Origin of the sequence: Shewanella sp. S1-49-MNA-CIBAN-0167, assembly GCF_040310145.1 — a bacterium.
Taxonomy (GTDB): domain Bacteria; phylum Pseudomonadota; class Gammaproteobacteria; order Enterobacterales; family Shewanellaceae; genus Shewanella; species Shewanella psychromarinicola.
Window position 1 is genome coordinate 162,230 of record NZ_JBEOPO010000001.1, and the last position, 26,785, is coordinate 189,014.

26 protein-coding genes are annotated in these 26,785 nt (G+C 44.1%); 8 read left to right on the forward strand and 18 right to left on the reverse strand.

Translation table 11 applies throughout. The annotated features are described in order from the left end of the window. Nucleotides 1-16: 16 nt before the first annotated feature. A complete protein-coding gene (gene fieF / locus AAEZ00_RS00735; RefSeq protein ID WP_124013173.1) occupies nucleotides 17-886 on the forward strand; it encodes a cation efflux pump FieF in 870 nt (289 codons plus the stop codon). Nucleotides 887-1,044: 158 nt separating this feature from the next. Here the strand turns inward: fieF and AAEZ00_RS00740 are convergent, their stop codons facing one another. The 6 genes from AAEZ00_RS00740 to typA all read right to left on the reverse strand — a co-directional run bounded on the left by AAEZ00_RS00740 (nucleotide 1,045) and on the right by typA (nucleotide 8,282). After that, nucleotides 1,045-2,274 carry a sensor domain-containing diguanylate cyclase gene (locus tag AAEZ00_RS00740; RefSeq protein WP_124013174.1) on the reverse strand — a complete coding sequence of 410 codons (1,230 nt, stop codon included), beginning with the start codon at nucleotides 2,272-2,274 and terminating at the stop codon, nucleotides 1,045-1,047. A gap of 135 nt (nucleotides 2,275-2,409) precedes the next feature. Next, entirely contained in the window at nucleotides 2,410-3,822 is a 1,413-nt protein-coding gene (gene glnG, locus AAEZ00_RS00745) for a nitrogen regulation protein NR(I) (RefSeq protein WP_101033109.1), read from the reverse strand. 36 nt (nucleotides 3,823-3,858) lie between these two features. Continuing rightward, nucleotides 3,859-4,896 carry a nitrogen regulation protein NR(II) gene (glnL, locus tag AAEZ00_RS00750; protein WP_351088039.1) on the reverse strand — a complete coding sequence of 346 codons (1,038 nt, stop codon included), beginning with the start codon at nucleotides 4,894-4,896 and terminating at the stop codon, nucleotides 3,859-3,861. Between the two features lie 139 nt (nucleotides 4,897-5,035). Further along, nucleotides 5,036-5,560, reverse strand: coding sequence for a DUF4124 domain-containing protein (locus AAEZ00_RS00755; RefSeq protein WP_351088041.1), 525 nt, complete (start codon nucleotides 5,558-5,560; stop codon nucleotides 5,036-5,038). A gap of 132 nt (nucleotides 5,561-5,692) precedes the next feature. Beyond that, a complete protein-coding gene (gene ppnP, locus AAEZ00_RS00760; protein WP_351088043.1) occupies nucleotides 5,693-6,004 on the reverse strand; it encodes a pyrimidine/purine nucleoside phosphorylase in 312 nt (103 codons plus the stop codon). A 466-nt stretch (nucleotides 6,005-6,470) separates the two neighbouring features. Beyond that, nucleotides 6,471-8,282 carry a translational GTPase TypA gene (typA, locus tag AAEZ00_RS00765; protein WP_101033105.1) on the reverse strand — a complete coding sequence of 604 codons (1,812 nt, stop codon included), beginning with the start codon at nucleotides 8,280-8,282 and terminating at the stop codon, nucleotides 6,471-6,473. A gap of 479 nt (nucleotides 8,283-8,761) precedes the next feature. On the opposite strand from typA, the gene glnA reads away from it, so the two are divergent. The 3 genes from glnA (at nucleotide 8,762) to AAEZ00_RS00780 (ending at nucleotide 11,685) form a co-directional block, all read left to right on the forward strand. Continuing rightward, nucleotides 8,762-10,171, forward strand: a complete 1,410-nt coding sequence (gene glnA / locus AAEZ00_RS00770; RefSeq protein ID WP_101033104.1) for a glutamate--ammonia ligase — start codon at nucleotides 8,762-8,764, stop codon at nucleotides 10,169-10,171. Nucleotides 10,172-10,459: 288 nt separating this feature from the next. Continuing rightward, entirely contained in the window at nucleotides 10,460-10,996 is a 537-nt protein-coding gene (locus AAEZ00_RS00775; protein WP_124013177.1) for a type II secretion system protein, read from the forward strand. A 218-nt stretch (nucleotides 10,997-11,214) separates the two neighbouring features. After that, complete coding sequence (locus tag AAEZ00_RS00780) at nucleotides 11,215-11,685, forward strand: Lrp/AsnC family transcriptional regulator (RefSeq protein WP_124013178.1); 471 nt, start codon at nucleotides 11,215-11,217, stop codon at nucleotides 11,683-11,685. A gap of 100 nt (nucleotides 11,686-11,785) precedes the next feature. On the opposite strand, the gene AAEZ00_RS00785 is transcribed toward AAEZ00_RS00780, so the two are convergent. Further along, a complete protein-coding gene (locus tag AAEZ00_RS00785) occupies nucleotides 11,786-12,433 on the reverse strand; it encodes a DUF2959 domain-containing protein (RefSeq protein ID WP_101033101.1) in 648 nt (215 codons plus the stop codon). Between the two features lie 47 nt (nucleotides 12,434-12,480). After that, entirely contained in the window at nucleotides 12,481-12,705 is a 225-nt protein-coding gene (locus AAEZ00_RS00790) for a hypothetical protein (RefSeq protein ID WP_101033100.1), read from the reverse strand. A 105-nt stretch (nucleotides 12,706-12,810) separates the two neighbouring features. Between AAEZ00_RS00790 and AAEZ00_RS00795 the strand changes: the two genes are divergently transcribed. From AAEZ00_RS00795 to AAEZ00_RS00810, 4 genes are all read left to right on the forward strand, one after another. Further along, nucleotides 12,811-13,776, forward strand: coding sequence for a virulence factor BrkB family protein (locus AAEZ00_RS00795; protein WP_101033099.1), 966 nt, complete (start codon nucleotides 12,811-12,813; stop codon nucleotides 13,774-13,776). A 60-nt stretch (nucleotides 13,777-13,836) separates the two neighbouring features. Beyond that, nucleotides 13,837-14,274, forward strand: coding sequence for a D-aminoacyl-tRNA deacylase (gene dtd, locus AAEZ00_RS00800; RefSeq protein ID WP_124013179.1), 438 nt, complete (start codon nucleotides 13,837-13,839; stop codon nucleotides 14,272-14,274). Nucleotides 14,275-14,324: 50 nt separating this feature from the next. After that, on the forward strand, nucleotides 14,325-14,819 hold the full coding sequence (locus AAEZ00_RS00805; RefSeq protein ID WP_124013180.1) for a thioesterase domain-containing protein: 495 nt from the start codon (nucleotides 14,325-14,327) through the stop codon (nucleotides 14,817-14,819). A gap of 149 nt (nucleotides 14,820-14,968) precedes the next feature. Then, nucleotides 14,969-15,562, forward strand: coding sequence for an FMN-dependent NADH-azoreductase (locus tag AAEZ00_RS00810; RefSeq protein WP_124013181.1), 594 nt, complete (start codon nucleotides 14,969-14,971; stop codon nucleotides 15,560-15,562). Nucleotides 15,563-15,965: 403 nt separating this feature from the next. Here the strand turns inward: AAEZ00_RS00810 and AAEZ00_RS00815 are convergent, their stop codons facing one another. The 10 genes from AAEZ00_RS00815 to AAEZ00_RS00860 are packed head-to-tail and all read right to left on the reverse strand — an operon-like array spanning nucleotide 15,966 to nucleotide 26,784. Further along, nucleotides 15,966-17,192 carry a beta-ketoacyl-ACP synthase gene (locus tag AAEZ00_RS00815; RefSeq protein ID WP_101033095.1) on the reverse strand — a complete coding sequence of 409 codons (1,227 nt, stop codon included), beginning with the start codon at nucleotides 17,190-17,192 and terminating at the stop codon, nucleotides 15,966-15,968. After that, on the reverse strand, nucleotides 17,189-17,914 hold the full coding sequence (locus tag AAEZ00_RS00820) for a 3-ketoacyl-ACP reductase FabG2 (protein WP_101033094.1): 726 nt from the start codon (nucleotides 17,912-17,914) through the stop codon (nucleotides 17,189-17,191). The genes AAEZ00_RS00815 and AAEZ00_RS00820 overlap by 4 nt, the downstream gene beginning before the upstream one ends. A 48-nt stretch (nucleotides 17,915-17,962) precedes the next feature. Further along, nucleotides 17,963-18,454: a hotdog family protein gene (locus AAEZ00_RS00825; RefSeq protein WP_101033093.1), complete on the reverse strand. Its 492-nt coding sequence runs from the start codon at nucleotides 18,452-18,454 to the stop codon at nucleotides 17,963-17,965. A 4-nt stretch (nucleotides 18,455-18,458) separates the two neighbouring features. After that, a complete protein-coding gene (locus AAEZ00_RS00830; protein WP_124013182.1) occupies nucleotides 18,459-19,661 on the reverse strand; it encodes a beta-ketoacyl-[acyl-carrier-protein] synthase family protein in 1,203 nt (400 codons plus the stop codon). A 56-nt stretch (nucleotides 19,662-19,717) separates the two neighbouring features. Next, a complete protein-coding gene (locus AAEZ00_RS00835) occupies nucleotides 19,718-20,332 on the reverse strand; it encodes a DUF3261 domain-containing protein (RefSeq protein ID WP_335686690.1) in 615 nt (204 codons plus the stop codon). Next, nucleotides 20,325-21,587: an NAD(P)/FAD-dependent oxidoreductase gene (locus AAEZ00_RS00840; RefSeq protein WP_101033091.1), complete on the reverse strand. Its 1,263-nt coding sequence runs from the start codon at nucleotides 21,585-21,587 to the stop codon at nucleotides 20,325-20,327. The genes AAEZ00_RS00835 and AAEZ00_RS00840 overlap by 8 nt, the downstream gene beginning before the upstream one ends. After that, a complete protein-coding gene (locus tag AAEZ00_RS00845; protein ID WP_351088047.1) occupies nucleotides 21,588-23,987 on the reverse strand; it encodes an MMPL family transporter in 2,400 nt (799 codons plus the stop codon). Continuing rightward, nucleotides 23,987-24,790: an outer membrane lipoprotein carrier protein LolA gene (locus AAEZ00_RS00850; RefSeq protein WP_351077644.1), complete on the reverse strand. Its 804-nt coding sequence runs from the start codon at nucleotides 24,788-24,790 to the stop codon at nucleotides 23,987-23,989. The genes AAEZ00_RS00845 and AAEZ00_RS00850 overlap by 1 nt, the downstream gene beginning before the upstream one ends. Further along, nucleotides 24,790-25,221, reverse strand: coding sequence for an acyl-CoA thioesterase (locus tag AAEZ00_RS00855; RefSeq protein WP_101033088.1), 432 nt, complete (start codon nucleotides 25,219-25,221; stop codon nucleotides 24,790-24,792). Before AAEZ00_RS00855 ends, AAEZ00_RS00850 begins: the two co-directional genes overlap by 1 nt. After that, nucleotides 25,222-26,784, reverse strand: a complete 1,563-nt coding sequence (locus tag AAEZ00_RS00860) for an HAL/PAL/TAL family ammonia-lyase (RefSeq protein WP_351077640.1) — start codon at nucleotides 26,782-26,784, stop codon at nucleotides 25,222-25,224. Nucleotide 26,785 lies beyond the last annotated feature (1 nt).

Sequence of the window (26,785 nt, forward strand, 5' to 3'; positions counted from 1 at the left end):
AGCCGATAATTCCTTTATGAGTACCTCTTCTGAATATGACTTTTGGGTCAAATTAGCCAGCCGCGCGTCAGTGGCAACTGCGCTGTGCCTTATTGTCATTAAGTTAATCGCTTGGCTGCACTCGGGATCGGCCAGTATGTTAGGGTCATTAACGGATTCATTTGCTGATGCACTCGCTTCGATTGTTAATTTTATTGCTATTCGTTACGCCATTGTTCCCGCGGACAAAGACCATCGTTATGGCCATGGTAAAGCAGAGCCGTTAGCGTCATTAGCCCAGGCCGCCTTTATTTTGGGGTCGGCGTCATTGTTATTATTGTATGGCGGTGAAAAGTTAATTAACCCGGTTCCGGTCACCAATGCAGTGAGTGGGATTGTGGTGTCTATCATTGCGATTGTGCTGACATTTGCCTTAGTGTTGCTGCAACGACACGCTCTGGTGAAAACCAATAGTTCATTGGTTGAAGCCGATTCATTACATTATAAATCTGATTTGCTACTCAATGCTGCCGTGTTATTAGCGCTAGTATTGGCACAATATGGCTGGTGGTGGGCTGATGGTCTGTTTGCCGTATTCATAGCATTATTTATTGGCAATCAAGCGCTTGGTTTAGGTTATCGTTCAATTCAAAGCTTACTGGATCGTGAGTTAGACAACGACACTCGCGACAAGATTAAAGCGTTAGCCAAGCAAGATCCTCGCGTTCAAGGCGTTCATGATTTGCGCACACGTCAAGCGGGTAAAACCACGTTTATTCAATTGCACATGGAATTAGCCGGTGACTTGTCCTTGCATGACGCTCATGAAATAGCAGATAAAGCGGGGTTGATGATTAAAGAGGCGTTTGATGATGCTGAGGTGATTATTCACCAAGATCCGGTATAAGTTGACGAGTTCTGTCAACATTACCCGGTTGCATTAGGTTTATCTACTTAACCTCGACTCTGGTTAAAAGATGGCGGAAGTAGAGTAACGCCCAATACTTCACCTATTTCATAACCGCTTATTCTCCCGAGCTGAGTGTTATGGGTAATCAGGTAAGCTTATGCAAACACTAGCTGGTGAGTGATTTGTGATCGGGCTTGCTCTAGGGCTGTGTCTGCACGCAAAATAAGAGTGTCGATAGTGTCGTTAGCTTGCCAGTTTGATAACCCAACAGAGGCACTAAAACGAATATGCTTATCCGTAGCGGGTTCGATTAGGGCTGCATTATTGATACTATGACGAATACTCTCGGCAATTTTTAGTGCCATTTTTTTGCTGTCAGCTTGGATGATGGCAAGAAACTCATCACCACACCAGTGGGCTAATAAATCGGTATCAGCCAGCTTGCTTTGGCAATGTTGAGCAAAATGAATTAATGCTTTATCACCGATATCATGACCAAATAAATGATTAATTTGCTTTAAGTCATCTAGGCCCATTAATACACAATAAAGGTGTTCATGTACAAGGGTGCTATCGGTCATTAATTGTTGACTAAAATGTATTAGCCCTCGTCGATTAAGGGTATTAGTCAGGTAATCAGTATAGGTTTGTTTATCAAGTTTCTCTGTTAATAAATAAGACTCAGTGACATCTATCATGGTCACTTGAATCGCTGACTGCCCCTGCCAACTGATAACACTTTCCAGTAATTTTACCCACATTAAACGGCCGCTTAAATGTAAACATTTGATTTCAAAAGAGTGAGATTTTATTTTGCTCGCTAATAACACAGCGTTCGCGTCTACCCATTGCTCTTGATAGGCAGGTTCAATCACATCTAAAATTGAGGGTAGTGACATAATCGTTTGAGTATTAGGGTAACCGAATAGCTGTGCCAACGTTTGATTGCAATGCAGTGGGCTAAAGTTACGATGCACCAACACCCCTTGAATAGAGCCATTAACTAATTGTTGATAGCGATGTTCACTCTGTACTAATGCATGTTTAAGCGTGGTGGATTCGGTTAAATCAACAATCGTGACTTGCAGTGCAGGGCGCCCTTGCCATTCGACAATATGTTCAATCGTTAATACGTTGATTAGCATGCCTAAACGGTTACGATTAATGTAATTGCGTACCTGCGGCTTTTCGATACCGCTCATTAATGCGTAGTAAGTGTGTGCAGCGACGTCCTGCATTTCAGGATCGATTAACTCTAAAATACTCTTCAGCGCTAAAATATCTTGAGCTGTATTATAACCGAATATTTTTGCATAATTATCATCAGCATAGAGTGGTATAAAATCTTGATGAATAACTACACCAGAATGAGCATCAAAATCCACAATCTGTCCTTATTTGAATGTTATATTTTAAGGTAACATTTTTAGTGGATAAATATTCTAATCCTCTTGGTTATTTGCATGATTATGTGATGAATAAACGCGATAAACTATACTATTGGAGATAATGTTCACTTGTTAGTCCATTGACAGTTCTTTCAATTTACGGGTTAGGGTATTACGCCCCCAACCTAGACGCTTAGCGGCTTCTTGTTTATGGCCTTGGGTATGTCTTAGGGCTGTTTCAAGTAAAATACGTTCAAATTCAGGTTGAACTTCAGTTAATAAATCACTTTCACCAGCAGCAAGCTTTTCATCAATCCAATCGGTTAATGCGGTCTGCCAATCCGTTGCCCCAGCCGATTTTTGTTGAGCACTGATCGGATCTTTAAGTAATTCAGGAGGCAAATCTTGCGGTAAGATTTCTTGTCCAGAGGCCATTACGGTCAGCCAACGGCAAGTGTTTTCCAGTTGGCGAACATTGCCTGGCCACGGTAAATTGGCCAGTTTTACCGCGGTTTCTTTGGTGAGTATTTTTGGCTCAACGCCAATCTCTTTCGCCGCGGTGTTTAAAAAGTGATTGGCGAGTTGGGCAATGTCTTCACGGCGTTGCGATAACGGCGGTAAGTGCACTCTGATCACATTGAGGCGATGAAACAAATCTTCGCGGAAGGTGCCTTTTTGCACCAGCACCTCAAGATTTTGGTGGGTTGCAGCAATAATTCGCACATCGACTTGCACGGCTTGATGACCACCGACACGATAGAATTGCCCATCGGCAAGCACGCGCAATAATCGGGTTTGTACATCGATTGGCATGTCACCAATTTCATCTAAAAATAGGGTGCCACCATTAGCTTGTTCAAAACGACCTTGGCGCACATTAGCGGCACCGGTGAACGCACCTTTTTCATGGCCAAAGAGTTCTGATTCAATCAAATCTTTTGGGATAGCGGCCATATTTAACGCGATAAACGGTTTTTCTTTACGAGGACTGTGTTTATGCAATGCCCCTGCAACTAACTCTTTACCCGTGCCTGATTGGCCATTAATCAGCACACTAATCGATGAACGTGATAACCGACCTATTGCACGAAATACTTCCTGCATGGAGGGGGCTTCACCAATAATTTCAGGGGTTTTTATCGTTGTATCAATAACGGGTTGTGGCGTTTGTTCGGTTGCATGAGTCAGTGCACGCTCAACTAAATTAATCGCTTCATCAATATCAAATGGTTTGGGCAAATATTCAAATGCCCCCGCTTGATACGCACTCACTGCACTGTCTAAGTCTGAGTGGGCGGTCATGATGATCACCGGGATATGCGGGTAATGCAGTTGTAAGCGATCAAGCAAGGTTAAACCGTCAGTACCCGGCATACGGATGTCTGACACAATAACTTGAGGTTGTGATGCTTCTAAAGCTTGCCATAATGATTCTGCAGCAGCAAAACTGGCCGTTGATAGCGATGCGCCTTTAAGGGCTTTTTCGAGTACCCAACGGATCGAACTATCATCATCGAGGATCCAAACTTGTTCACTAATGTTCATGTTACTACCTCATTCTGCCTACAAAGGGCATGCTAGTTATTGTAATGGCAGGTTAATAATAAATTCGGTATGGCCTGGTGCCGAAACACAATCAATGCGACCGCCGTGTAATCGGGCAATGTTATGTGCAATGGATAATCCTAACCCTGAACCCTCGTCACGACCGGTGACCATAGGGTAGAAAAGGGTATCGATTAACTCGCAAGGAATACCGGGGCCGTTATCAATAATGGATAAGGCAAGTACTACTTTATAACGCTGTGTCCCAATGGTGACCTGATGTTGGGTGCGAGTCCGAATGACAATATCACCGCCACAGTGTTCTAACGCTTGTATCGCATTTTGGACAATATTCAATACTGCTTGCTGCATTTGATCTGGGTCCATCTGAATATCTGGAATCGATGGATCATAATCTCGTTTTAAGCAGATATTGTCTGGCAGTGCCATTTCGACTAACTTAAGCACTTTTTGAATCACTTGATGGATATTGTGTTCAGCATGTTGCGTTGGTCGTTGTGGGCCAAGTAAACGGTCGACTAAATTACGCAATCTATCTGCTTGTTCGATAATCAGACTGGTAAATTCTTTTAATTCGGGCGAGTCGAGCTCTCGCGATAACAACTGCGCAGCGCCTCTAAGGCCGCCCAGTGGGTTTTTAATTTCATGGGCTAAGTTACGTACCAAAAACTGTGCAGCTTGCTGTTGGGCGTCCATATTAAGCTGCTGATGAATGCGCCGTTGTTGGTCGACTTGACGTAGTTCTAAGATGCTGAGGTTATTGTCATTTTCAGTTGGTATCAAGGTGATATCAATGGTGTGATGCTGACCATCCAAGGTAATTAATGCGGCGGTATTGACCGTGAGTCCTTGGCTAGCATTAATAGCATCGCGTAGTAGTTGTGGCTCAACCCCCATTAGTTGATAAAGCTCGGGAAGCGTCTGTTCGAGTAGCTTATGGTTACCGACTCCCAATAATTGTGCGGCTGCGGCATTGGCATAGCACGGCTTGAGCTGGTTATTAATAACCAGCACTGCGGTAACTAAATGATTGAGAAGGTTATTGGTATCCATTAGCCGTCCTAGTATAGGGTTGCACCATCATGGTGCACCAAATTGGTGCGATCTGCAACCTGGCACACTCAAGCACTCACAAAGATAGATAGCCAAACATAAAAGTATAAGGTAATGAATTAAGTGGTTTTTATCTTAATTATTTAGACTTATTTGCGGGCCCAAATACTGATGCTTGGTGAAGGAATATCTTTCTAGGAGAGCTTGATGCAAGGACTTTGCCGCTTTGCGTTACAGCATTAACAACAAGGGAATGTTCACCTCGATTAATGCCTGTTAATTGGAATACATTCGATGCTTGAGGTGGAACAGTGACAACCCCATCGATTAATAATGTCAGCAACACTCCACGTGGTAACTTGGGCGCAACGCTAGCAGACACGGTAAAATTACCGTTATTATCACGGACAGTGGCTTCTTGTTGAGGGGAGGTAATCGAGATAGTGTAGTTAATTTGAGTTTCTGTTGTAGGCGTTACATTGAGTTTTTTAGGTATATTAATCGTTATATTATTTTGCGTGTTTTCATTTAGATCAATAGCTTCAGCATTATTTTTGGGTTCATCTGAGTAATGCACTTTGCCATTTTCATCTACCCAACGGTATACCGTCGCAAGGCTTTGGGCACTCAATAATAGTAAACCAATAAGTATGATAAGGCGCATGATGCACTCCATAAAACGATAGTTTCAATAGAGTAGACGTTTTTAAAGAAAAAATCAGCTTAAACTGTTTTGATTAAGCTGAATATAAGCGGGCAATATTAAGCCGCTATTGTTTATTTAGGTGCAACAACACTAGATGTATTGGCAGCAGTATTCTGAAATTTGTGCCGTACGGAGACTGAAGCTCACGTTTGGTGCAAGTTCAAACTGGCTGCCTGTAGCGTAAGTGGCCCACTCAGTTTGACCCGGTAATAACACGTCAAACTCGCCAGAAATGACCTGCATTATTTCGCCTTGAGCAGTGGAGAACTCATATTCACCAGGCAATACAACACCCAGAGTTTGTTTACTTCCATCTGCTAACACTACGCTTCTACTGATCACTTTACCGTTAAAATGTACATTGGCTTTTTTAGCGACGCTTACCTGTTGCAACATACTCATATGTTCTCCCTAAAAATGATATTGATTTCAATCTATCTGCGTTTACGTAAAATATCTAGTTAAATATTTTCATCTTGTATCGCTAGAGTCGCTTCGCTGCTAGGGCGGACTGCGTCCTGCTAGAGTCGCTTCGCTGCTAGGGCGTGACTTCGTCACTGCTAGTGTCGCTTCGCGGTTAGGGCGTGACTTCGTCACTGCTAGTGTCGCTTCGCGGTTAGGGCGTGACTTCGTCACTGTTAGTGTTGTCGCTTCGCTGTTAGGGCGTGACTTTGTCACTGCTAGAGTTGCTTAGCTGCTAGGCTGTTGACTTTATAGCCTCTAGCCGCGAAGCGTACTAGCAGCGCAGCGTTCTAGGCTCTTTCGCTTTTAGCCTGTATATACTAGGCAACAAAAAGCCCAGATGCAGGCATCTGGGCTTTTTAGGTATCAAGAGTAGCAAATGTAATCTGCTACAGTTTAATACTGATTAACTGCGGTTATGACGCTTACGTTCGTTTTCAGTTAAGTATCTCTTACGAACACGAATATTCTTAGGAGTCACTTCAACTAATTCATCATCATCGATGAACTCAAGAGCCTGCTCAAGAGTCAGTGTAATCGGAGTCGTCAATACTTGCGCTTCATCAGTACCTGATGCGCGCATGTTAGTTAGCTGCTTACCTTTGAGACAGTTTATTGTCAAATCGTTAGAGCGAGCATGGATACCAACTACTTGACCTTCATACACTTCAGCCGCGTGGCCAATAAACAAACGACCACGGTCTTGTAAAGTAAAGAGTGCGAACGTTAGTGACTTACCTGTTCCGTTTGAAATCATTACGCCGTTAGCACGTTGACCAATATCGCCACCTTTGTGTGGACCGTAGTGATCAAATGAATGATAAATTAGACCAGTACCCGATGTTGAGGTTAAGAACTCAGTTTGGAAACCAATCAAACCACGGCTTGGGATAATAAAGTCAATACGAACACGACCTTTACCATCAAGCTGCATATCTTTCATTTCAGCTTTACGAATACCTAATTTTTCAATTACGGTACCTTGATGACCTTCTTCAACGTCAACCGTTACTGTTTCGTAGGGTTCATGTAGCTCACCATCGACGGTTTTCAGAATAACTTCTGGACGCGATACAGCTAATTCGTAGCCTTCACGACGCATGTTTTCAATTAAAATCGATAAGTGTAATTCACCACGACCTGATACACGGAAACGATCTGGACTGTCAGTTTCTTCAACACGAAGTGCGACGTTGTGAACTAATTCAGTCTGTAAACGCTCAAGAATGTTACGTGAAGTCACATACTTACCTTCTTTACCCGCGAACGGAGAAGTGTTTACTTGGAACGTCATTGTTAGTGTAGGTTCATCAACAGTTAACGGCGGCATTGCCTCTACGGCACCCACTGCACAGATAGTGTCAGAGATCTTAAGCTCGCCTAAACCGGTAATCGCAACGATGTCACCCGCATTGGCAATGGCAACTTCATTACGTTCTAGACCCATATAACCTAATACTTGGCCCATTTTACCGTTACGAGTCTTACCGTCAGCGCCAATAATAGTCACTTGTTGGTTAGTCTTAACGTTACCACGGGTAATACGGCCAATACCGATAACACCCACGTATGAGTTATAATCGATTTGAGAAATTTGCATTTGGAACGGCGCTTCCGCATCCGCGTCAGGGAAAGCTACTTTCTCAACGATAGTTTGAAACAGCGGCGTCATATCATCGCTAGCTACATCTGGATCTAACGTTGCAAAACCATTTAATGCAGAAGCATAAACGATTGGGAAATCTAATTGTTCGTCAGTGGCACCTAAGTTAACGAATAAATCGAATACTTGGTCAATAACCCAATCTGGACGAGCACTTGGACGGTCAATTTTGTTGATAACAACAATTGGCTTAAGGCCTTGAGCGAAGGCTTTCTTGGTTACAAAGCGAGTTTGTGGCATTGGACCATCAACTGCGTCAACCAACAATAATACTGAATCGACCATAGATAGAACACGTTCTACTTCGCCACCGAAATCGGCGTGGCCAGGAGTATCTACGATGTTAATACGGTAGTCGTTCCACTGGATGGCAGTATTCTTTGCCAGAATGGTGATCCCACGTTCTTTTTCAAGATCGTTAGAATCCATAACCCGCTCAGTAGCTTCTCCACGAGATGCAAGGGTTCCTGACTGCGCCAACATTTTGTCTACCAGGGTTGTTTTGCCATGGTCAACGTGGGCAATAATGGCGATGTTACGTAAATTCTCTAGCACGGATAAACCTCTAAACCATCAAAAAAAAAAGGGAGCTAACAGAAGCTATTTATTATTACAGCTACTGTAAAAAAGCGTGCCATTCTACTTCACAGCAGCTTTTGTAGATAGGATTATTTTTGAACACATGTAAATCTTTCGTTTACTAAGCCTCAAAAAACAGTATAAAACGTTTATATATTAAACATAATCGAGGTGTGATGCAAAATGTGGCATGATTAAAACACCAGCATTAACATGACGCACTATTATGGACTTTTGCACTATGATGAAACATAGTAATGCACGTCATTGGTGCAAAATCATAATTTAGAAGATGAGGGAACGTTCTCATCTTCATAAAATCAACTAGTTAACGAACTGGCATGAATATCGCTTCACTGCTGTTATTATGTAAATATTCGTTTTGCAGATGCATCATCTGGCGAATACCAAGATTATATTAAGGGACAACCCTTTACCCTACCGGAGGCTTGAGAATGTCAGTTGAATCAGTTTTAAAACAACTAGAAGAGTTAGAAGTTAAGTTTGTAGACTTACGCTTTACCGACACTAAAGGTAAAGAGCAGCACGTTTCTATCCCATCTCACCAAGTAAATGAAGATTTCTTTGAAGACGGCAAAATGTTTGACGGTTCTTCAATTGTAGGTTGGAAAGGCATTAATGAATCTGACATGGTGTTAATGCCAGATCCAACGACTTTTGTGTTAGACCCTTTCACGGAAGAAACGACCGCACTTATTCGTTGTGATATTTTAGAACCGGGTACCATGACAGGTTATGATCGCGATCCTCGTTCTATTGCCAAAAAAGCCGAACAGTATCTTATTTCTACTGGCATTGCTGATACCGTATTGATTGGTCCAGAGCCTGAATTCTTCATATTTGACGATGTCCGTTTTGGTACTGATATGTCAGGTTGTTTCGTGAAGATTGACGCTAAAGAAGCTTCATGGAACTCAGCTAAAAGCTATGAAGAAGGCAACACCGGTCATCGTCCAATGGTGAAGGGGGGTTACTTCCCAGTTGCGCCAGTTGATTCGTCACAAGACTTACGCTCTGCAATGTGTTTAGTACTTGAAGAAATGGGTCAAGTGGTTGAAGCGCATCACCACGAAGTGGCCACAGCTGGTCAAAATGAAATCGCAACACGATTCAATACATTGACTAAGAAAGCTGACGAAATTCAAATCCTTAAGTATGTTGTTCATAACATGGCTCATGCTTATGGCAAGACAGCGACATTTATGCCAAAACCAATCGTGGGTGACAACGGCAGTGGCATGCACGTGCATCAGTCTTTAGCTAAAGACGGGGTAAACTTATTCGCTGGTGATAAGTATGCTGGTTTGAGTGACCTTGCGCTTTACTACATTGGCGGCATCATTAAGCATGCTCGTGCATTGAATGCATTCACTAACCCAAGCACAAACTCTTACAAGCGTTTGGTACCGCATTTTGAAGCGCCTGTGATGCTTGCATATTCTGCACGTAACCGCAGCGCGTCAATTCGTATTCCAGTGGTACCAAGCCCTAAAGGTCGTCGTATCGAAGCGCGTTTCCCTGATCCACATGCCAACCCATACTTAGCGTTTTCGGCATTGCTAATGGCCGGTCTTGACGGTATTCAAAACAAGATCCACCCAGGTGAAGCAATGGACAAAGATCTGTATGACTTGCCTGCTGAAGAAGCGGCTGAGATCCCACAGGTTGCGACTTCATTAGAAAACGCACTTGAAAATTTACAAGCGGACCATGAGTTCTTGACTAAAGGTGGCGTGTTCAGCGAAGACTTTATCCAGTCTTATATTCAGCTTAAAACAGCAGAATCTGAACGTGTAGCGCGTACGACTCATCCGCTTGAGTTTGAAATGTACTACAGCTTGTAATTCTTGAATCGAATTGCATAGGCAAGCAAGTAATAGAAAAACCCGGTAATTGATTATCGGGTTTTTTTGTTTCTGAGCTAAAAAAGATAACAAGTTTATTAAGTTGTTGTGGCGGCGGTTGCATTTATAGACAGATGTGCATAATGTATTGCCGATAGAAAATAAGCTCCTTTTATTCACCTAATTAATCGACTTAGCTCGCCTACTAATCCGAGTTGAGGTTAACTAACGTTATAAAAGGGATATAGAGACAGTATCCTATTTGGCTTAAGGAAATTTGGGTTGAGGGTGACAAGCGTAGTAAACCATGGGCATTTTTCGTGGCGTAAACAGCAAGGTTTTACCTTAATAGAACTTGTTGTGGTAATTATTATTTTAGGCATTCTTGCTGTTATGGTCGCGCCCCAATTTATAGGGTTAAAAAGCAATGCTTATGCGAGCACGATGCAAGGCGTAGCTGGTGCAATTAACAGCAGTAAAACATTGGTTTATTCAGCTTGCACAATCAGTACTGATTGTGATGAAACGGCGGCAGCAGGTACGGGTAATGGCCTTGGTAACAGTCTGATTGTACTGGGCCAATCAATCACCTTAGCTTATGGATATCCGCGCCATACTGGTGCTGGAATAGCTCGAATGACCAATATTGCCGACATCAGTGATGGTGGTGAGTTTATTTTAACAACCTATACCGATTCTGGACGTTCAGGTCTTCGTATTCGGCCTAACGCAGAATATGCCGCCAATAAATGTGAAATTCGTTATTCCCAGCCTCAGGCCGTGGGTCAAACTCCGCTAGTTGAAGTGTATATTGATCAGTGTTAGCGCCTGCTAAACTCAGACATATAGTTACTTTTATCTCTATTATTGTGACGCTATCAATGTGATTGTGGTTGATGTTGTGCAGTTTCTAGACTCTATAGAGCAAAAGTGTGACAGACCATCTCATTGAATAAATTGATAGTGTGGTAAATTTGTAGAGGATTTCACTCATAAATATGATATTTATAACACTAATCACTCACTAAAAAGCGACTTGTTCAATGGATAAGAAAGACCTCAAGCTATTAGAAATCTTACAACGTCAGGGCCGAATGGCTATTTCTGAATTAGCCGATAAGGTTAATATGTCAGATACTCCTTGTTTACGACGAGTAAAAAAGCTTGAACAAGATAAAGTGATTTTGGGTTATGGTGCGCAGGTTGATCCTCTTAAAGTGGGGTTGAATATTGTGGTTTATACCTCGGTACGCTTAACAGAACATACTGATCAGTCGACAGCATTATTTGAATCAACCATGGCACCACTACCTCAAGTGATGGAATGTGCTGTGATAACCGGAGCCTATGATTATTTGCTCAAAATAGTCGCCAAAGACCTAGTTTCCTATGAACAATTTATCAAGAAATCACTCGGTAACCTCAAGTTTGTCGCCAGCATTGAAACTACAGTGGTTTTGAAGCAAATATTTAGCCGTACGGCTTTACCTGTGGACCAGTCGCCGATTGACTAAGCACATTACTATAAATCCCCAAAAGCAGCTCCTAGGCCGTCATAGACTATAACAGCATAGGTTACCGCTAAGGGCGTTACTTGATATAGGTAGGTAAGGTTTAACCTTGTTCCATTGAGGCAATAAACTGATTCGATTCGGCAATCGATTTGTTCATTTCGTTAATCAGGCTGGAAATATCCGTCTGTAAATTGGCAAATTCGCCTTTAATTGCGCCAATGGCTTGTGCGTTTAGGTTATGTTTTAAATACAGCATATTGTCTTTCATCGCGGTTAAAATCGGTGGCATTTTGGCTTCTGCCCGACGCATACTTTTGACTAGCGAGTAATATGACCGCTTGGTCTTGTTGAGCGTATTGGTGCTGTTACGGCGTAAACTGGCTTTACTTATCTCTTCGATTTCAGTTTGCCATTCGTCAAATAATGCTTCAGCGACATCTTCAACTTTTTCAATACGGCGACTGACTTCATCTGCCGCTGACTGCGCAGATTCATACTCATCTTTTGCTTTGTTATAGGCATCGTCTAAATCACCACCATCAAACGCCAATAGAGCCTGCATTTCTTCCAAAGCAGAACTAAATTGCTCCTGAGCTTCTTGTTGCGACTCTTTAGCACTTTGCACTCTATCGACCATGATGTCGCGCTTGTGATAGCCAACTTTTTCCATTGCACCGTAATAGGCACTTTGACAGCCGCTCAACAGTAAACTGCTACTTAATAGCGCCAGTGATATCCATTTTTTCATCAATGTGTCTCTTTTATTGTCTGAGGCGAAAAGTGACCTCGTTGAGGTTAACTGCCTGATTTAAATTTTGCTGCGTCGATGATGCTCCATAAATGGAATAAACCACCGATAATGGCTGGGATGACCAACACAAAAAAGAAATAGCAAACGGCAGTAATGCAGAAGAATAACAAAGCCGCTAAAATACGCCCTTGTAAAAGCTGACCTAAGCCCGGGAAAAAAAAACTAGCGACAGCAGCGAGCACATTGCCCGCCGAACCTTGTTGTGACATCAATTTGCTCCATTGTTCGATGACTAATATGTTATAACATTGTACGAAGTTAGTGACTGAATACAAACGTTATCTCCCCTAACGTGGCAAGAAAGAAGGATTATTATGCCCAAAAAGTTTGATTACAGCCCGATTGTGGCTTTTTTTAGCGGGGTTTGGCAGTTTCTACGCCATCTCAAACAACGGCTTACTGAAGACCAAATCAATATACGAGCAGGTCATTTGGCTTATGTGACCTTGTTGTCACTGGTGCCTATGGTGGCCGTTACTATGTCTATGCTATCTGCGTTTCCGGTGTTTAAAGGCATTCGCGGTAATATTGAAGGATTTATTTATAATAATTTTATACCTGCTGCGGGTGATACGGTTCAAGTGCATATTAATGAGTTTGTGGCCAATGCATCTAAAGGGACCTTTGTGGGTATTGTTGCGTTAGTGTTCGTTGCCATTATGCTGATTTCTGCTATCGACAAAGCACTGAATAACATTTGGCGGATCACTGAACAGCGCTCTTACGTGGTGTCATTTTCGATGTACTGGATGGTATTGACGCTTGGCCCTGTTCTTATTGGTGCAAGTTTGCTGGCAACCTCATATGTGGTGTCATTAGAGGTGGTGACGGGTAGTGAGTTGTCTGGATTAGTTCCGAGGATTATTGAGCGTCTGCCATTGCTGTTTTCTGTTGCATCGATATTGCTTTTATATATGGTCGTGCCGAATAAGAAAGTGCATTTTTTACATGCCTTATTGGGGGCCATTGTTGCGGCGGTATTATTTGAAGCGGGTAAAAAAGGCTTTGCGTTTTACGTGACTCAATTTCCGAGTTATGAAGCCATATATGGTGCGCTGGCAGTGATCCCTATTTTGTTTGTATGGGTGTATTTATCGTGGATTATTGTATTACTTGGGGCAGAAATTACTGCGGCATTACCAGAATATTTAGGCAGTTTGGCTGTTATCGCTGACGACCTAAAAGCCGAAATATTTACTGAGCCTAAAGATGATCATATTAATAATGTGGATGATCAGCGGGTGGTGAGTAAATCGGTATCGTCATCTGATAAGTATTAGGAGTGATCGTGATTAGTTTATCCAATAATTGTCACCCAATAGTCTATTTTTAGGGCCGTTATGATTGCATTAATTCAACGTGTTAAACGCGCATCCGTCTCGGTAGATAGCACGATAGTCGGCAAAATTGACCAAGGCTTGTTAGTATTACTAGGTGTAGAGCGTGAAGATAATATTGAGAAAATGGTTAAGCTAGCCACAAAAGTCATTCGTTATCGGGTGTTTAGTGATGAAAATGGCAAAATGAATCTTAATCTGGCACAAGTCGCCGGACAGTTACTGGTGGTGTCACAATTTACCTTGGTAGCCGATACCGATAAAGGCTTAAGGCCCAGCTTTTCGAGCGCAGCAACCCCTGAGCAAGCCGATCGTCTCTATCAGGCGTTTGTGGACTATTGTCGTCAACAAGGGGCCATTACTGAAACCGGCCAATTTGGTGCAGAGATGCAGGTTGAGTTGGTCAATGACGGTCCTGTGACCTTTAATTTACAAGTATAAAGTGTATCTGTTGTGTATGGTCCACTCGTTGTCATCAGAGGGATATTGCTATGTTCGATTTGTCATTGACCGAAGCACAATCAGATGCCGAGGTCAGCGCATTATTACAGACTTTGTGTGAAACTTGGCACAATACCATCCCTGCCAGTAAGTTTATGCAGATTACACCAGTATTGTTTAATGGTGATAGCTTACAGGTCACAGCGCCTATTGCTCCCAACATTAATTTACATCACACCATGTTTGCGGGCAGCATCTATACCTTAATGACATTAACCGGATGGGGAATGGTGTGGTTACAGCAGCAATTATCTCAAGCACATGGCGACATTGTATTAGCTGATGCGAAAGTAAGGTATTTAAAACCGGTTACTAAACAGCCTTATGCCAAAGTCATTTGGCCTTATACCGATTTGACTCCATTAACCCGTGGTCAGCTAGTGAAAATCACCTTAGAAGTGGCTCTGTATTGTGATGAGATTATGTGCGCCACGTTTACCGGACAATTTGTATCGTTTCCGCCAAAGATTGTTAGCTCAGAGTAGATAATTAATGGACGGGTATTACTTTCTATTTTATCGAACGTAACTGCAAAATTATTGCGCTATTTTTCTTTTTTATAGATCAATATACTCATTTCATTGGTCAGGCGCATAGCCATGTGACCCAACAAACAGATGGGTGAGAATTAACAATGGCAAAAGTATTAATTTTAAAATCAAGCATTCTAGGCAGTTATTCACAATCTTCAGCATTAGTGGACTATTTACATCAGCAATGGAGCCGTAAAGGTGCGCAGATCACCGTGCGTGATTTAGGCAGCCAACCCGTGCCAATGTTAGATGGTGAACTTGCTACAGGTTTACGCGGTGGTGAGGATCTTTCTGAGCGTCAATTATCAGCACTCGCGCTATCGAACGAATTAGTGGCTGAAATTAAACAGCATGACAGCATTATTATTGCAGCGCCCATGTACAATTTCACCATTCCTACGACGTTAAAAAATTGGATTGATTTCATCGCTCGTGTAGGTGTGACGTTTAGTTATACTGCAACAGGACCGGTTGGCTTAATTGAAGGTAAGCGGGCGATTATTGTTACCACTCGCGGTGGCGTCCACAAAGATGGTGCAACTGACCATGTGGTGCCTTACCTAACGACATTATTAGGTTTTATTGGGATTAACAATGTGGAAACGATTTATGCAGAAGCCTTAAATATGGGCCCTGATGCTGCAGAAGCCGGCATTAGCCAAGCTAAGCTTGCTATCGATGAACTTTCACTTTAATTAATTCATACCCAAACGACCTCGAAATGCAGGATTGTGCATGTCCATAAGTGACAGAGTTCAAGGGTCTAAGAATAGGGCGCCTGCGGCTGCTAGAGCGAGCTTCGGTCTGCTAGGGACAGCTTCGCGGCTAAGATTTTATAGCATCTAGCCGCGCAGCGTCCTAGAACCTTGGAATAGTGATATTAAAAAGGGAATAACCATTCTCTTCAATCACTGACTTGTTCAGTTATCCTACGGGAGCCCTGAAACGAGCATGTTGAAGTGGCTTGGGTATATACCGTTACTTAAATAAAGTTCTCTGCTTAAAAACTTAACGCTTAATGAGACTTTAACGTTTCATTAAGCGTTTTTTTATGTCGGATTTTACTCTTATTGGCAAATTACTGACTCCCCGTTGCCATTAATGCCAGCGTTTAAAAATCAATGAAGTATTAATGCCCCCAAAGGCAAAATTATTGCTCATGACATAGTCTGTATCGATAAGGCGGATATCGTCTTTAATGTAATCGAGCGGGGCGCATTGTGGGTCAATATTGGTGAGGTTGAGTGTTGGCGCAAACCAGCCTTCGTTCATCATTTCAATACTGGTCCACGCTTCCAATGAACCACAGGCACCTAAGGTATGACCGGTGTAACTTTTTAGTGATGAAATCGGCGTATTCGTGCCAAATACAGCATGGGTAGCGGCGGTTTCAGCAATGTCACCGCGATCGGTTGCGGTGCCATGGGCACTAATATAACCAATGTCTTGTGGCGTTAACGCGGCATCTTTTAAGGCTAAACGAATCGCCACTTCCATGGTTTTTGCATTGGGTTGGGTCACGTGTTGTCCATCTGAATTGGTTCCAAAACCAACCAGTTCAGCATAAATTTTGGCGCCACGGGCTTGAGCGTGCTCAAGCTCTTCTAATATAAGAGTACAAGCACCTTCACCTATCACTAAACCATCACGTTGACTGTCAAATGGGCGTGGTGTTTGAGCTGGCGTATCATTTTTGGTGCTGGTAGCAAACAAAGTATCAAATACCACAGCTTCGGTAGGACAAAGTTCTTCAGCGCCACCCGCTAACATAATGGTTTGCATACCATATTTAATCGCTTCATAAGCGTAGCCAATACCTTGGCTCGCAGAAGTACATGCACTGCTGGTAGTATGGACTCGGCCTTGTAAGCCAAAAAACACGCCAATATTTACGGCCGTAGTGTGGGCCATCATGCGGATATAGCTGGTAGCGGTTAACCCTGACATATCGCCGGTTTTTAACATATCGCCAAATCCCATTATCGGATCGGTACTGCCAGTTGATGAGCCGTAAGCCACGCCTACTTGGCCAGAGTTAACAATAGGATCATTTAACAGACCAGCATCTTCAAGCGCGAGTTCACTGGCGCGAGTGGCCATCATGGAGACTCGCCCCATTGAGCGAATTTTTTTACGTGAATAGTGTTTAGGGAGAACAAACTCGGTCACAGGCGCGGCAAGGCGAGTATTTAACCCTGGGTAGCGATCCCATTCATCCATTTGAATGACGCAGTTATGTTTAGCGAGTAGGCTGGCTTTAATTTGCGCCCAGTCCTGACCCAATGCACAAATTCCCCCCATGCCTGTAACGACAACACGCTTCATATCATGCCTCCGTTAACTGAAATCACTTGGCGTGTAATATAGGCGGCATCGTCTGACAATAAAAAGTTAGCAAGGCCGGCTATTTCACTGGGTTTACCCATGCGCTTCATCGGCACCATTTGGTTGACCATATCGGTTGAAATGTCCGTCACCATGTCGGTTTCAATTAGCCCTGGGGCGATACAATTAACGGTGATTTTTCGTTTTGCCAACTCAAGTGATAGGGCTTTGGTTGCACCAATAATCCCCGCTTTTGAGGCGCTGTAATTCACTTGACCACGGTTACCTGCGATGCCTGACACTGAGGCGAGAGTGATAATACGTCCGCCTTTACGAGCTTGAACCATAGGCATAACCGTAGGATGAATAACATTATAAAAACCATCAAGGTTAGTGTGAATGACACTGTCCCATTCGTGTTCAGTCATGGCTGGAAAAGCGGTGTCGCGGTTGATACCTGCATTGAGAATAACGCCATAATAGGCTCCGTGTTCGGCAATGTCAGTTTCGATAGCAAGCTTAACTGCCTGACGGTCAGCAATATCAAATTGCAGTAAACTGACCTGAATACCCAGATCTAATAAGCTTTTTTGTACTTGTGCGGCGGCAACATGATTGCTGTGAAAGTGCAGCGCAATATCAAAACCATTCTCGGCTAATTTAATTGCGATGGCTTTGCCTATTCCTCGGCTTGAACCGGTAACTAATACTCTATTATTCAAAATGTCTCTCCGTGATTGATTCGAGGAACTCAAATGGGGATAAAAAGGTTAGTTATTAACTTGGCTGTTATTAATATAGGTTTGGGTATCTTGGGGTTGAAATACATTGACATTGGCTTGTGCCACTAAGGTATCTTGATGATAAATATGGCAATCAAATACCGCTAACCCCGACTCTTCTTGATATAACCTGGTGACTTGAGTGCGATAAGACTCACCTAAGGTAAACGTGTCTATGTGCATTTGTAGCTTGCGAGTGCCGAGTAAAAAACCGACTCGGATACCTTCGTGATCGAGTCGTGCCTCTACACCGGCTAATGCTGCAATGCTTTGGGCCATATATTCGATGCCCACGTAATTAGGAACACCATTGAGTTGGCGGTCAAAATAGGCACTGTCTGGGCGAATATGGGTTTCAGTGATCAAGCTGTCTGGATAGTGCTCTAACAGGTTATCAATCAAGATCATCGGCGCGCGATGCGGAATAAAAGTACTGATGTCTTGCGCTAACATAGCGGCATTTGCTGTGCGTGTTGGCATGAAACTAGGCATCCTTTCGACAAAAAATCAGGCTGGCATTACTGCCACCAAAGGCAAATGAATTACTCATAATGAAATTGAGCTGACTTAACCCAGTATTACTGTTGGCATTGACCAGCGCTATGTGCGGGTCGTTATCATCAAACTGACCATCCCAGATATGAGGTGGTAGGCGCTTGCTATGATTAAGTGGACTTAATAATAAATAGCAAAAAGCGGCCTCAATCGCACCCGCAGCCCCTAAGGTATGACCGGTAAGCGGTTTGGTTGAACTGCATGGGGGTAATGATTGGCTAAATACTGCTGTTATGGCTCGTGATTCCATCGCATCATTTTTAGGGGTAGCGGTGCCATGTAGATTGACATAATCAATTTGCTGCGGCGAAATATTCGCCGCGGTTAAGGCTTGTTGCATGGCGGCAATCGCGCCTGTTCCTTCTGGGTGTGGTGCCGAAATATGATGTGCATCGGCAGACTCACCAACCCCGGCCAACATCACCTCACTTTGACCACGTTCTAAGGTAAATAACGCCGCGCCTTCACCAATGTTAATTCCATCTCGATGGCGACTGAACGGATTACAATGGCCTTTGGATATGGATTCTAATGCGGCAAAGCCATTAACGGTTAACTGACACAAACTGTCTACGCCGCCAACAATCACCATATCGCAGAGATCTGCATTGAGTAATCGCTGTGCACTGGCAAACACTTTGGCGCTCGATGAACACGCAGTCGAGACGGTATAACAAGGGCCAGAGAGTGCAAATAACTGCTTTAGATAATCACTGGTACTGCCCAATTCCTGTTGCGAGTAATGGTAGCTCGGGGGAAAATGCCCATGTTCAAGTTGGTATTTTAACGCGGCTTCGCCTTTGGAAATACCCGAGGTGCTTGTGCCTAACACCACCCCGATACGATCTGCCCCAAAACGTTGTTTGGCTTGTGCTATCGCAGGGACGAGTTGTTGTGCCGCGGTATTTAATAAGCGATTATTACGACACGTAAACAGACTTAAATGATCAGCAATATCGATTAAGCGTGTCTCATCGATGCAACCCACTATGGTAGGGGCATTGAACAATAGATTATCGCGCCATTGCATGGCACTGATATCACCCTTAATGAGGCGTGGCAGCACCTCTTCTGGCGAGTTCCCTAAAGGTGTACACAATCCGATGTGAGTTATTGCTATGCGACTATTCATACTTGGTTTTATGGCCTATTTATTACTGTCTGTTTATGACTAGGGTAGAGCTCTGACTATTCAATTGGAGTGATTTTTATGTGAATATCAGCGGCGTCGATGTCAACGTTCACTTGCGCTAACCATGGATCTATATTGCTATACGTTAACCTCATTAACTCGCCATTAGCATCCAGCAGTTGCTTACATAGCCCCATATTACAGGGTTTAATCATTAATTCACCGCCACTTAAGTGGCGATTGACTTGCTCCGTTGGCCAGTAAATTATCTGCATTATCGCCATTAAATATTCCGCTTTAAACTGCTCACCCAATAACAGACTTTGCTGACTTTGCAGGGTTTGCCCATCGTACACTAGTGTGAATAGTGCTTGCCCAAGAGGCGCTAATCCTACTAACGTCATCCGTTGTGGGTTGAGTTCAAGCTGGGTTAATAACTCATGGCTATCTTGCCCACGGGTAAAGTTAACCATTTGAGTTAAATTAATCTCTTGATGAGCATCAGTTAATACTGTCGAGGTTGGACTTAAGCAATATTGTGCTTCACCCGTGAGAGGGACACAAGTTTGCCGCACGATTTGCTGGCTGCAAGCGGTTAATAAGCTTAGTAGAAGCAGGGCCACAATACGGCGTGATAACAAATCAATAAAATGCTCGAATAGGTTAAGCAATATTGGGCTCCTGACATAACTCAACAATGGTGTTGAGGCGTCGCTCAGACTCTTTCACAAACGGATTACTCATGTCCCAAGCGTAGCCCGCTAAAATTGAGCAAATCATTTGTTTAATCTTGCTGTTGGCTTGTTGATAGAAAATGACATCTTGAAAACGTCCATCATACCAAGCTTGGACATAGGTTCTAAAGGTGTTTACCCCTTGCATTAATGGCTCTGTGTACTCGGTATTCCAGTCAACGGTTTGACCGTTAAGTTGCTTATTTACACTGGCTACTGCCATTGATGCTGACTGCATTGCAATCGTTACCCCTGATGAAAATACCGGGTCAAGGAATTCTCCAGCGTTGCCCAGCAAAGCAAACTTGTTGGTTGCTAAGGTGGTGACATTGGCCGAATAACCTTTCAATGTGGCGCAAGGTTGAACAATATTAGCGTTAGCCAGTAAGCGTTGTAGCTCTGGTTCTTCATTCACTATCGCTAACAGTTGTTGTTCTAGGGTACCGGATAAATGTTGCAGTAAATGAGGCTCCGCCACCACCCCAATGGAGCAACGGTTATGGTTAAAAGGGATTAACCAGTACCAAATATCCTTATGCTTTGGGTGAACGCTAATGAGGATCTTATTACGATCAAAGCTGGGATCGCTGATGTTGTCTTCAATGTGGGTAAAAATAGCACTTCGAGGCGGCAGGTTTGACGGCTGTTCTAGGTTCAACAATCGTGGTAGTACTCGACCAAAACCACTGGCATCAAGCACAAATTTAGCGTTAACTTGATATTGCTGACCTTGTTCATTCGTTACCGTTAAGCGAGGATTTTCAGTAAGATCAATATTATCGACTCGATGACCAAAACGAATATCGACCCCTTGACCGATTGCTGTGTCTGCCAATAGTTTATCAAAATCAGCCCGCTGAACCTGAAAGGTAGTGCTTGGGCCAGGGGTAAATTTGTCATTAAAATCAAAAGTAGTATAGCGACCTTGGTGGCGAAATGCGGCGCCATTTTTAAACTGAAATCCAGCCTGATTAACCGCTTCTAACATGCCGGCTTGTTCGAGAAACTGCATGCAACAAGGCAGTAAGCTTTCGCCAATTGAAAAACGTGGAAAATGCTGTTTTTCAATAACAATAACCTGATGACCTTGCTGGCGTAATAGGCTTGCAGCAATAGCGCCTGAAGGGCCTGCGCCAATGATGGCAACGTCGACGTCCATGTTGCTGACTGTATGTGTTTGACTGCTTAACATTTACAGTGTTTTCCTAGTGATAAATGAAATAAACGGTGCCAGTAAGAATGCAAAACTGATCCCAAAAAGAAGTGTTAATCCAAAAAAGTGAATCGCATTAGTTTGACTGAGCGCCAATAAACCAAAAGCCAATAGCGTTGAACAGGCTGACATAAAGATTGCCATCATCACACCGCGACTGGTGTGTTTCGCCTCGGCAAAAAACAGGCTGTAATCAATCCCGATCCCTAACACCAAAATAAGTGCTAATGCGTGAAACAAACTGATGCTCGAGCCGACAAGCCCTAAACACGCGAGGGTGAGCAGTACTGATAATGCCGGTACCGCCACGATGGCTAACGCCAGCTTAATGCCATATTTAATGCTAAACAGTAGGCTTGCTAACACAAAGACCCACACTAATAGCTGTAATGTCAGTTGGCGATACTTGCCCATTAAAGCCGATATACCCCCGACTTTATCGATTAAACGCACTTGGCCTAAAGACCAGTTTTGGTCAGTGAGTCGTTGCTCGAGGGACACTAACGAGTGTATGCCACCTAGCAACACAATTGCACCATATTGCTCGGTGTTGTCTGTGGTCGATATTGCGCCAAGCCATAGGGCATGTAAATCATCATTAGCTTGGGCTAACACCCTTTTTGGCGTTAACCATTGTGTTGTAGCTTGGTCGAGTTGTGCAAGCAAGCTGGTCTTTATGCTGTCATTTAGGCCCATCTCGGTGATGATTTCATCTAAATGTTGCTGATAGAGCTGTTGTTGTAATTGATAATCGTGGCGCTGACGCGCAATGCTGGGCATAAAGCGACTCAGGCTAATGGCCTGGCTTAACTCGTCATCGGCAACGGCCTTATCAAGTACGGGGACCAGTTGCTCTAATGTTTGCAATAATGCTTGTTCGTTGTGGCTGCTGACCAAAATAAATTGGTTGTCTGTGCCGCCGCTGAGCAGCTGTCTGAGCTGGTTTTCTTCGCTGGTGATGGCAGCAGGGCTTTGCTGTAATTGGCGAATATCATCGTCGGTGTCAGCTTGTGATAAGCCCAAAAATAATATAGCCGTTAAACCAATCAGCAGTGCCGCGATGGCGACTTTTTGCCACAATCGACTCGGTATAAATGTGCGTTGCAATACGGTCAGATAACCTTGGGCTAGGGTTAATCCGCGGGTGGGTTTAAGCCCATGGTTGCCCAGCAATGGAAACACCAGTAACAAGGTTAGGTAAGCACCCATTAACCCCGCGGCGCAAAATACCGCCACTTGTTGCATCCCCGGGAATGGCGTAAACCCTATGGCGACAAAGGCACTGACACTGGTAACAAGGGCGAGGGTGAGCGCAGGGAAAATACGCGTTAATGTGTCACTGGCGTTGTCATTGGGGTGAGCTTGTTTTTCGCAGTAAAAGTGGAAGCTGTAATCAATGGCTACACCAATTAAGCTGGTGCCAAATACCAGTGTCAGTAAATGCAGCTCACCAAAAAAACTTAAGGTGGCGACAAACGCAAACACCACCCCAGAGGTTAAGGTCAGTAGCGCGGCAAATAACGGCATCATAGATCGAAAGGCCAACCAGACTAATAAGATAATCCCCAACATGGAAATTAAGCCAATGCGGCTGATTTCTTGTTTGGCTGATTCTGTGGCAGCAATGGCATGAAAAAGTGCCCCAGCCTTGAGAAAGCTCACCTCGGGATAGTGCTGATTAATTTGGCTAAACGCAGATTCTAATGCTTGCATTTGCTGTTGCTGAGCGGTCGGGCTAAAAGCACTATCACGGCCTTTGGCCATGACAATCGCAGCTACACCGTCTACGGTATCTGTCAGTAAAACCCCTTGTTGGCTGCGCAGCGCACTGTTGGGCGATAACGCCAGCAAGTTAGCCGGAAACATCAATAACGGATCATTGCTGAGCAGTTGACTGTTAGCAAAACCAAATGCGCTATAAAGTTGGCTTTGGGCAGCGTTAAGCAATTGGCGCCAATGGCCTGTTTCAATGGCGTGTGCTTGTTCAGGCGTCAGTAAGCCAAAACGATGTTCGAAATACACTTTAGCCAAGTCTTGCAGATGATCATCCGCGCCGCTACGAATGGCGGTAAAGGGCTGTTGAGTCTGTTGTTCAAGGGATATCATCAGTTGCTTGGCTGCGCTGATAGCTTGGCTGTCGTTGTTGGCAATAACGGCAATGTACACTTGATTAGCGAGTTGCTGTTCTACCTTGTTTAATGCTGTTTCGGTGAGCTTATCTTGTTGTAAATGCGGCAGCATAGCCAAAATGTCAGTCTGAATATGCGCGCCTTGCTGCCATTGCAAAAGGCCTGTGGCTAACATTGCCAGCAGCAATACTATCCATAAGGCAAACCGCCCAATGGGCGATAATATGGCGCCAAGCGATCTTGGTATCATTATTGAACGGACTCATTGCCAAGGCTAAAAAGCGCCAGTTCGCTTACACTGAGCGGCCCTTGCTGGGGATCGATAAATTGAATTTGGGTATAGTCGCGAATATCCGCCTGGCTACTTGTCATGATTAATGAGCGTAACTGAGTGTCGCCACTGAGGGTTATGTTGCCCATGGACGCTTGCACTTGAGGATCTTTAGCTTGCAAGCCGAGTTGCCATGACGCATTTTTTGGCGTTTTTGCTGGCATAAACAAGGCAAAATCAGCACTTAAAGCATCGATATCGCCCGCCATAATGGCTTGTAATAAACGCGGTAATTGCTGCGCGATGGGGTTGCCACTGACCGCAGCGTTAAGTTGTTGCACCTTGCCTTGGCTGTTTTGCTGGATCAACTGCTGATCTTTTAACACCATTAAGGTGCTGAACGGCCGCTGTTGTTGCCATACTAATCCCTGCGCCGGACTAAAAATAAATTGCCCTTGGCTGAGCAAGGGCTTTTTTAGCACCTGTAAGTGGCGCAGCTGAATAAACTGCCCTCTAGTATCAAGTTGTAAATTTAATTGCTGAGCTAGAGCCCTGAGGGCTTCTGTGGTAGCTGGTTGACTGTACAAAGTCTGAATATCAGCTAATTGCTCTTTGGTCAGAGCTTGAGTCAGAGGTTGGGGCTTTGCTTGTGTCCGCTCTGGAGTCAGTGTTTGATTGTTGCTTGCTGGCGGACGTTCATTGGCCGAGACTATGCCAATATGCAAACAGAGCACTATAACGAGACGACTGACCCGAGCAAACATTCCTTTGCGAGTATTCATTAAGCTTGGCTCGTATCAAGTAATGGGCGAATTTTTTGCAGGAACACTTCTGGGGTGACAAAGCATAATTCTTGGGTGGCAATCTCAACGGCTGCCTGAATGGTATAGCCTTTAGTGATCCGCACATTGGTTTGGGCATCGAAAACTTGATAATTAATACGTAGGCGATTTTCCCACTCAACAATGGCCGCAATGACTTTGATTTTTTGGTCAAAGGTGCTGCTTTTAACATACTTTACTTGCACATCGACAATGGGCCACGCATAACCGGACTCTTGCATAGTGCGATAGTTATAACCGAGTTTATCCAGCAATAGGCAGCGCACCACTTCAAAGTAGCGCAAATAATTGCCATGCCAAGTGATGCCCATCGAATCGACATCGTGAAACGGGATCACCATTTCCATTTCGGTGAGTAATAATCCTTTCATTTAGCACACCTCCCACTGACCTAGTTGAATTTTTTCGACAGTTTGACGCAGTACCGCTTCTAGGGGGCGGTCTTCGGTAAGCAGTTCAAAATCTTCGCTGACTTGGGCTAAAGTAGTGGCCAAAGAGGGGGTTAATGAACTTGCATCGAGTTCTTGCTGCATTATACGCAATTGGATCCCCTGGCTCATGGCCAATAATGCTGCGGCGGCGACTTGCTCTGTGAGTTGCAGTATCCGCATGCAATCACGTGCGGCAATAGTCCCCATACTGACTTTATCTTGATTATGGCATTCAGTTGAACGTGAAAACACGCTGGCGGGCATAGTGTTTTTTAACGCTTCAGCAGTCCAAGCGGATACGCCAATTTGTACCGCTTTAAAACCATGGTTAATGGCGCGGCGTTCGCCTTCTGCAGCAGACAAATTAGCCGGTAAACCATTATTAAATTTAGGGTCCATGACTAAGGCCATTTGGCGATCAATTAAGTCGGCTATATTGGCCACGGCATTTTTCATCGCATCCATGGCAAACGCGATGTGGCCGCCATAAAAGTGACCGCCATGGAGGATATGTTCACCTTCAGCATCGACAATAGGATTGTCGTTGGCACTATTGAGTTCGGTTTCAATAAATTGGCGCATAAAGGGCAGGGCATCTTGCAGTACGCCAATAATGTGCGGCGCACAGCGAATTGAATAGCGGTCTTGTAAACGATCTGAGTTACGAGGGTGCACATGATGATTTAAGTCTTCACGGATCCAGCTGGCTATCTGGTTTTGTCCTGGGTGGGGCTTGGCGGCAAATAAAATATCATCAAAATGGTTTGCGTTACCCTTGAGCGTTAACGACGCCATGGCCGTAATTCGGCTTGATAAGCGGGTTAAGTACTGGGATCTATCGAAGGCTAAACACGCTAGCGCAGTCATCACCGCAGTGCCATTCATTAAGGCTAGGCCTTCTTTAGGGCGCAAGGTCAATGGCACCATACCGAATTTGAGATAAACATCTTTGGTCGCTTGACGTTTACCTTGGAACATCACTTCTCGTTCGCCAACCAATACAGCAGCAAGATAAGATAATGGGGTTAAATCACCGCTGGCGCCGACCGAGCCTTCTTGAGGGATCACCGGAGTAATATCATTGTTTAATAGCCATTCGATGCGTTGCAGCAGTAGATAACTCACACCTGACTTGCCCATAGCCAAGGAGTTTAAGCGGCAAGCCATAATGGCGCGGGCTTGCATTGGGCTAAATACATCGCCTAAACCACAACCATGAAACCGGGTTAAGTGCAGTGGTAATTCGTGAACTAAGTCTAGGCTGACATTCACGGTACATGAGTCGCCGTAACCTGTGGTGACACCATATACCACACCCTCTTCATGCAGCAGGCTGTCAATAAAGCGAGCGCCTTTTTGGATATATTCAACATAGTCGGCAGTATCAGCCACCTTGACCGCGGCGCCTTTGGCGATAGCCACTACTTGCTCAAGACTAAGATAGCTTTGGCCTAAATGCACTGTGCTATTGGCGGTTGATGACGGTGAAGAAGTGTGGCTCATT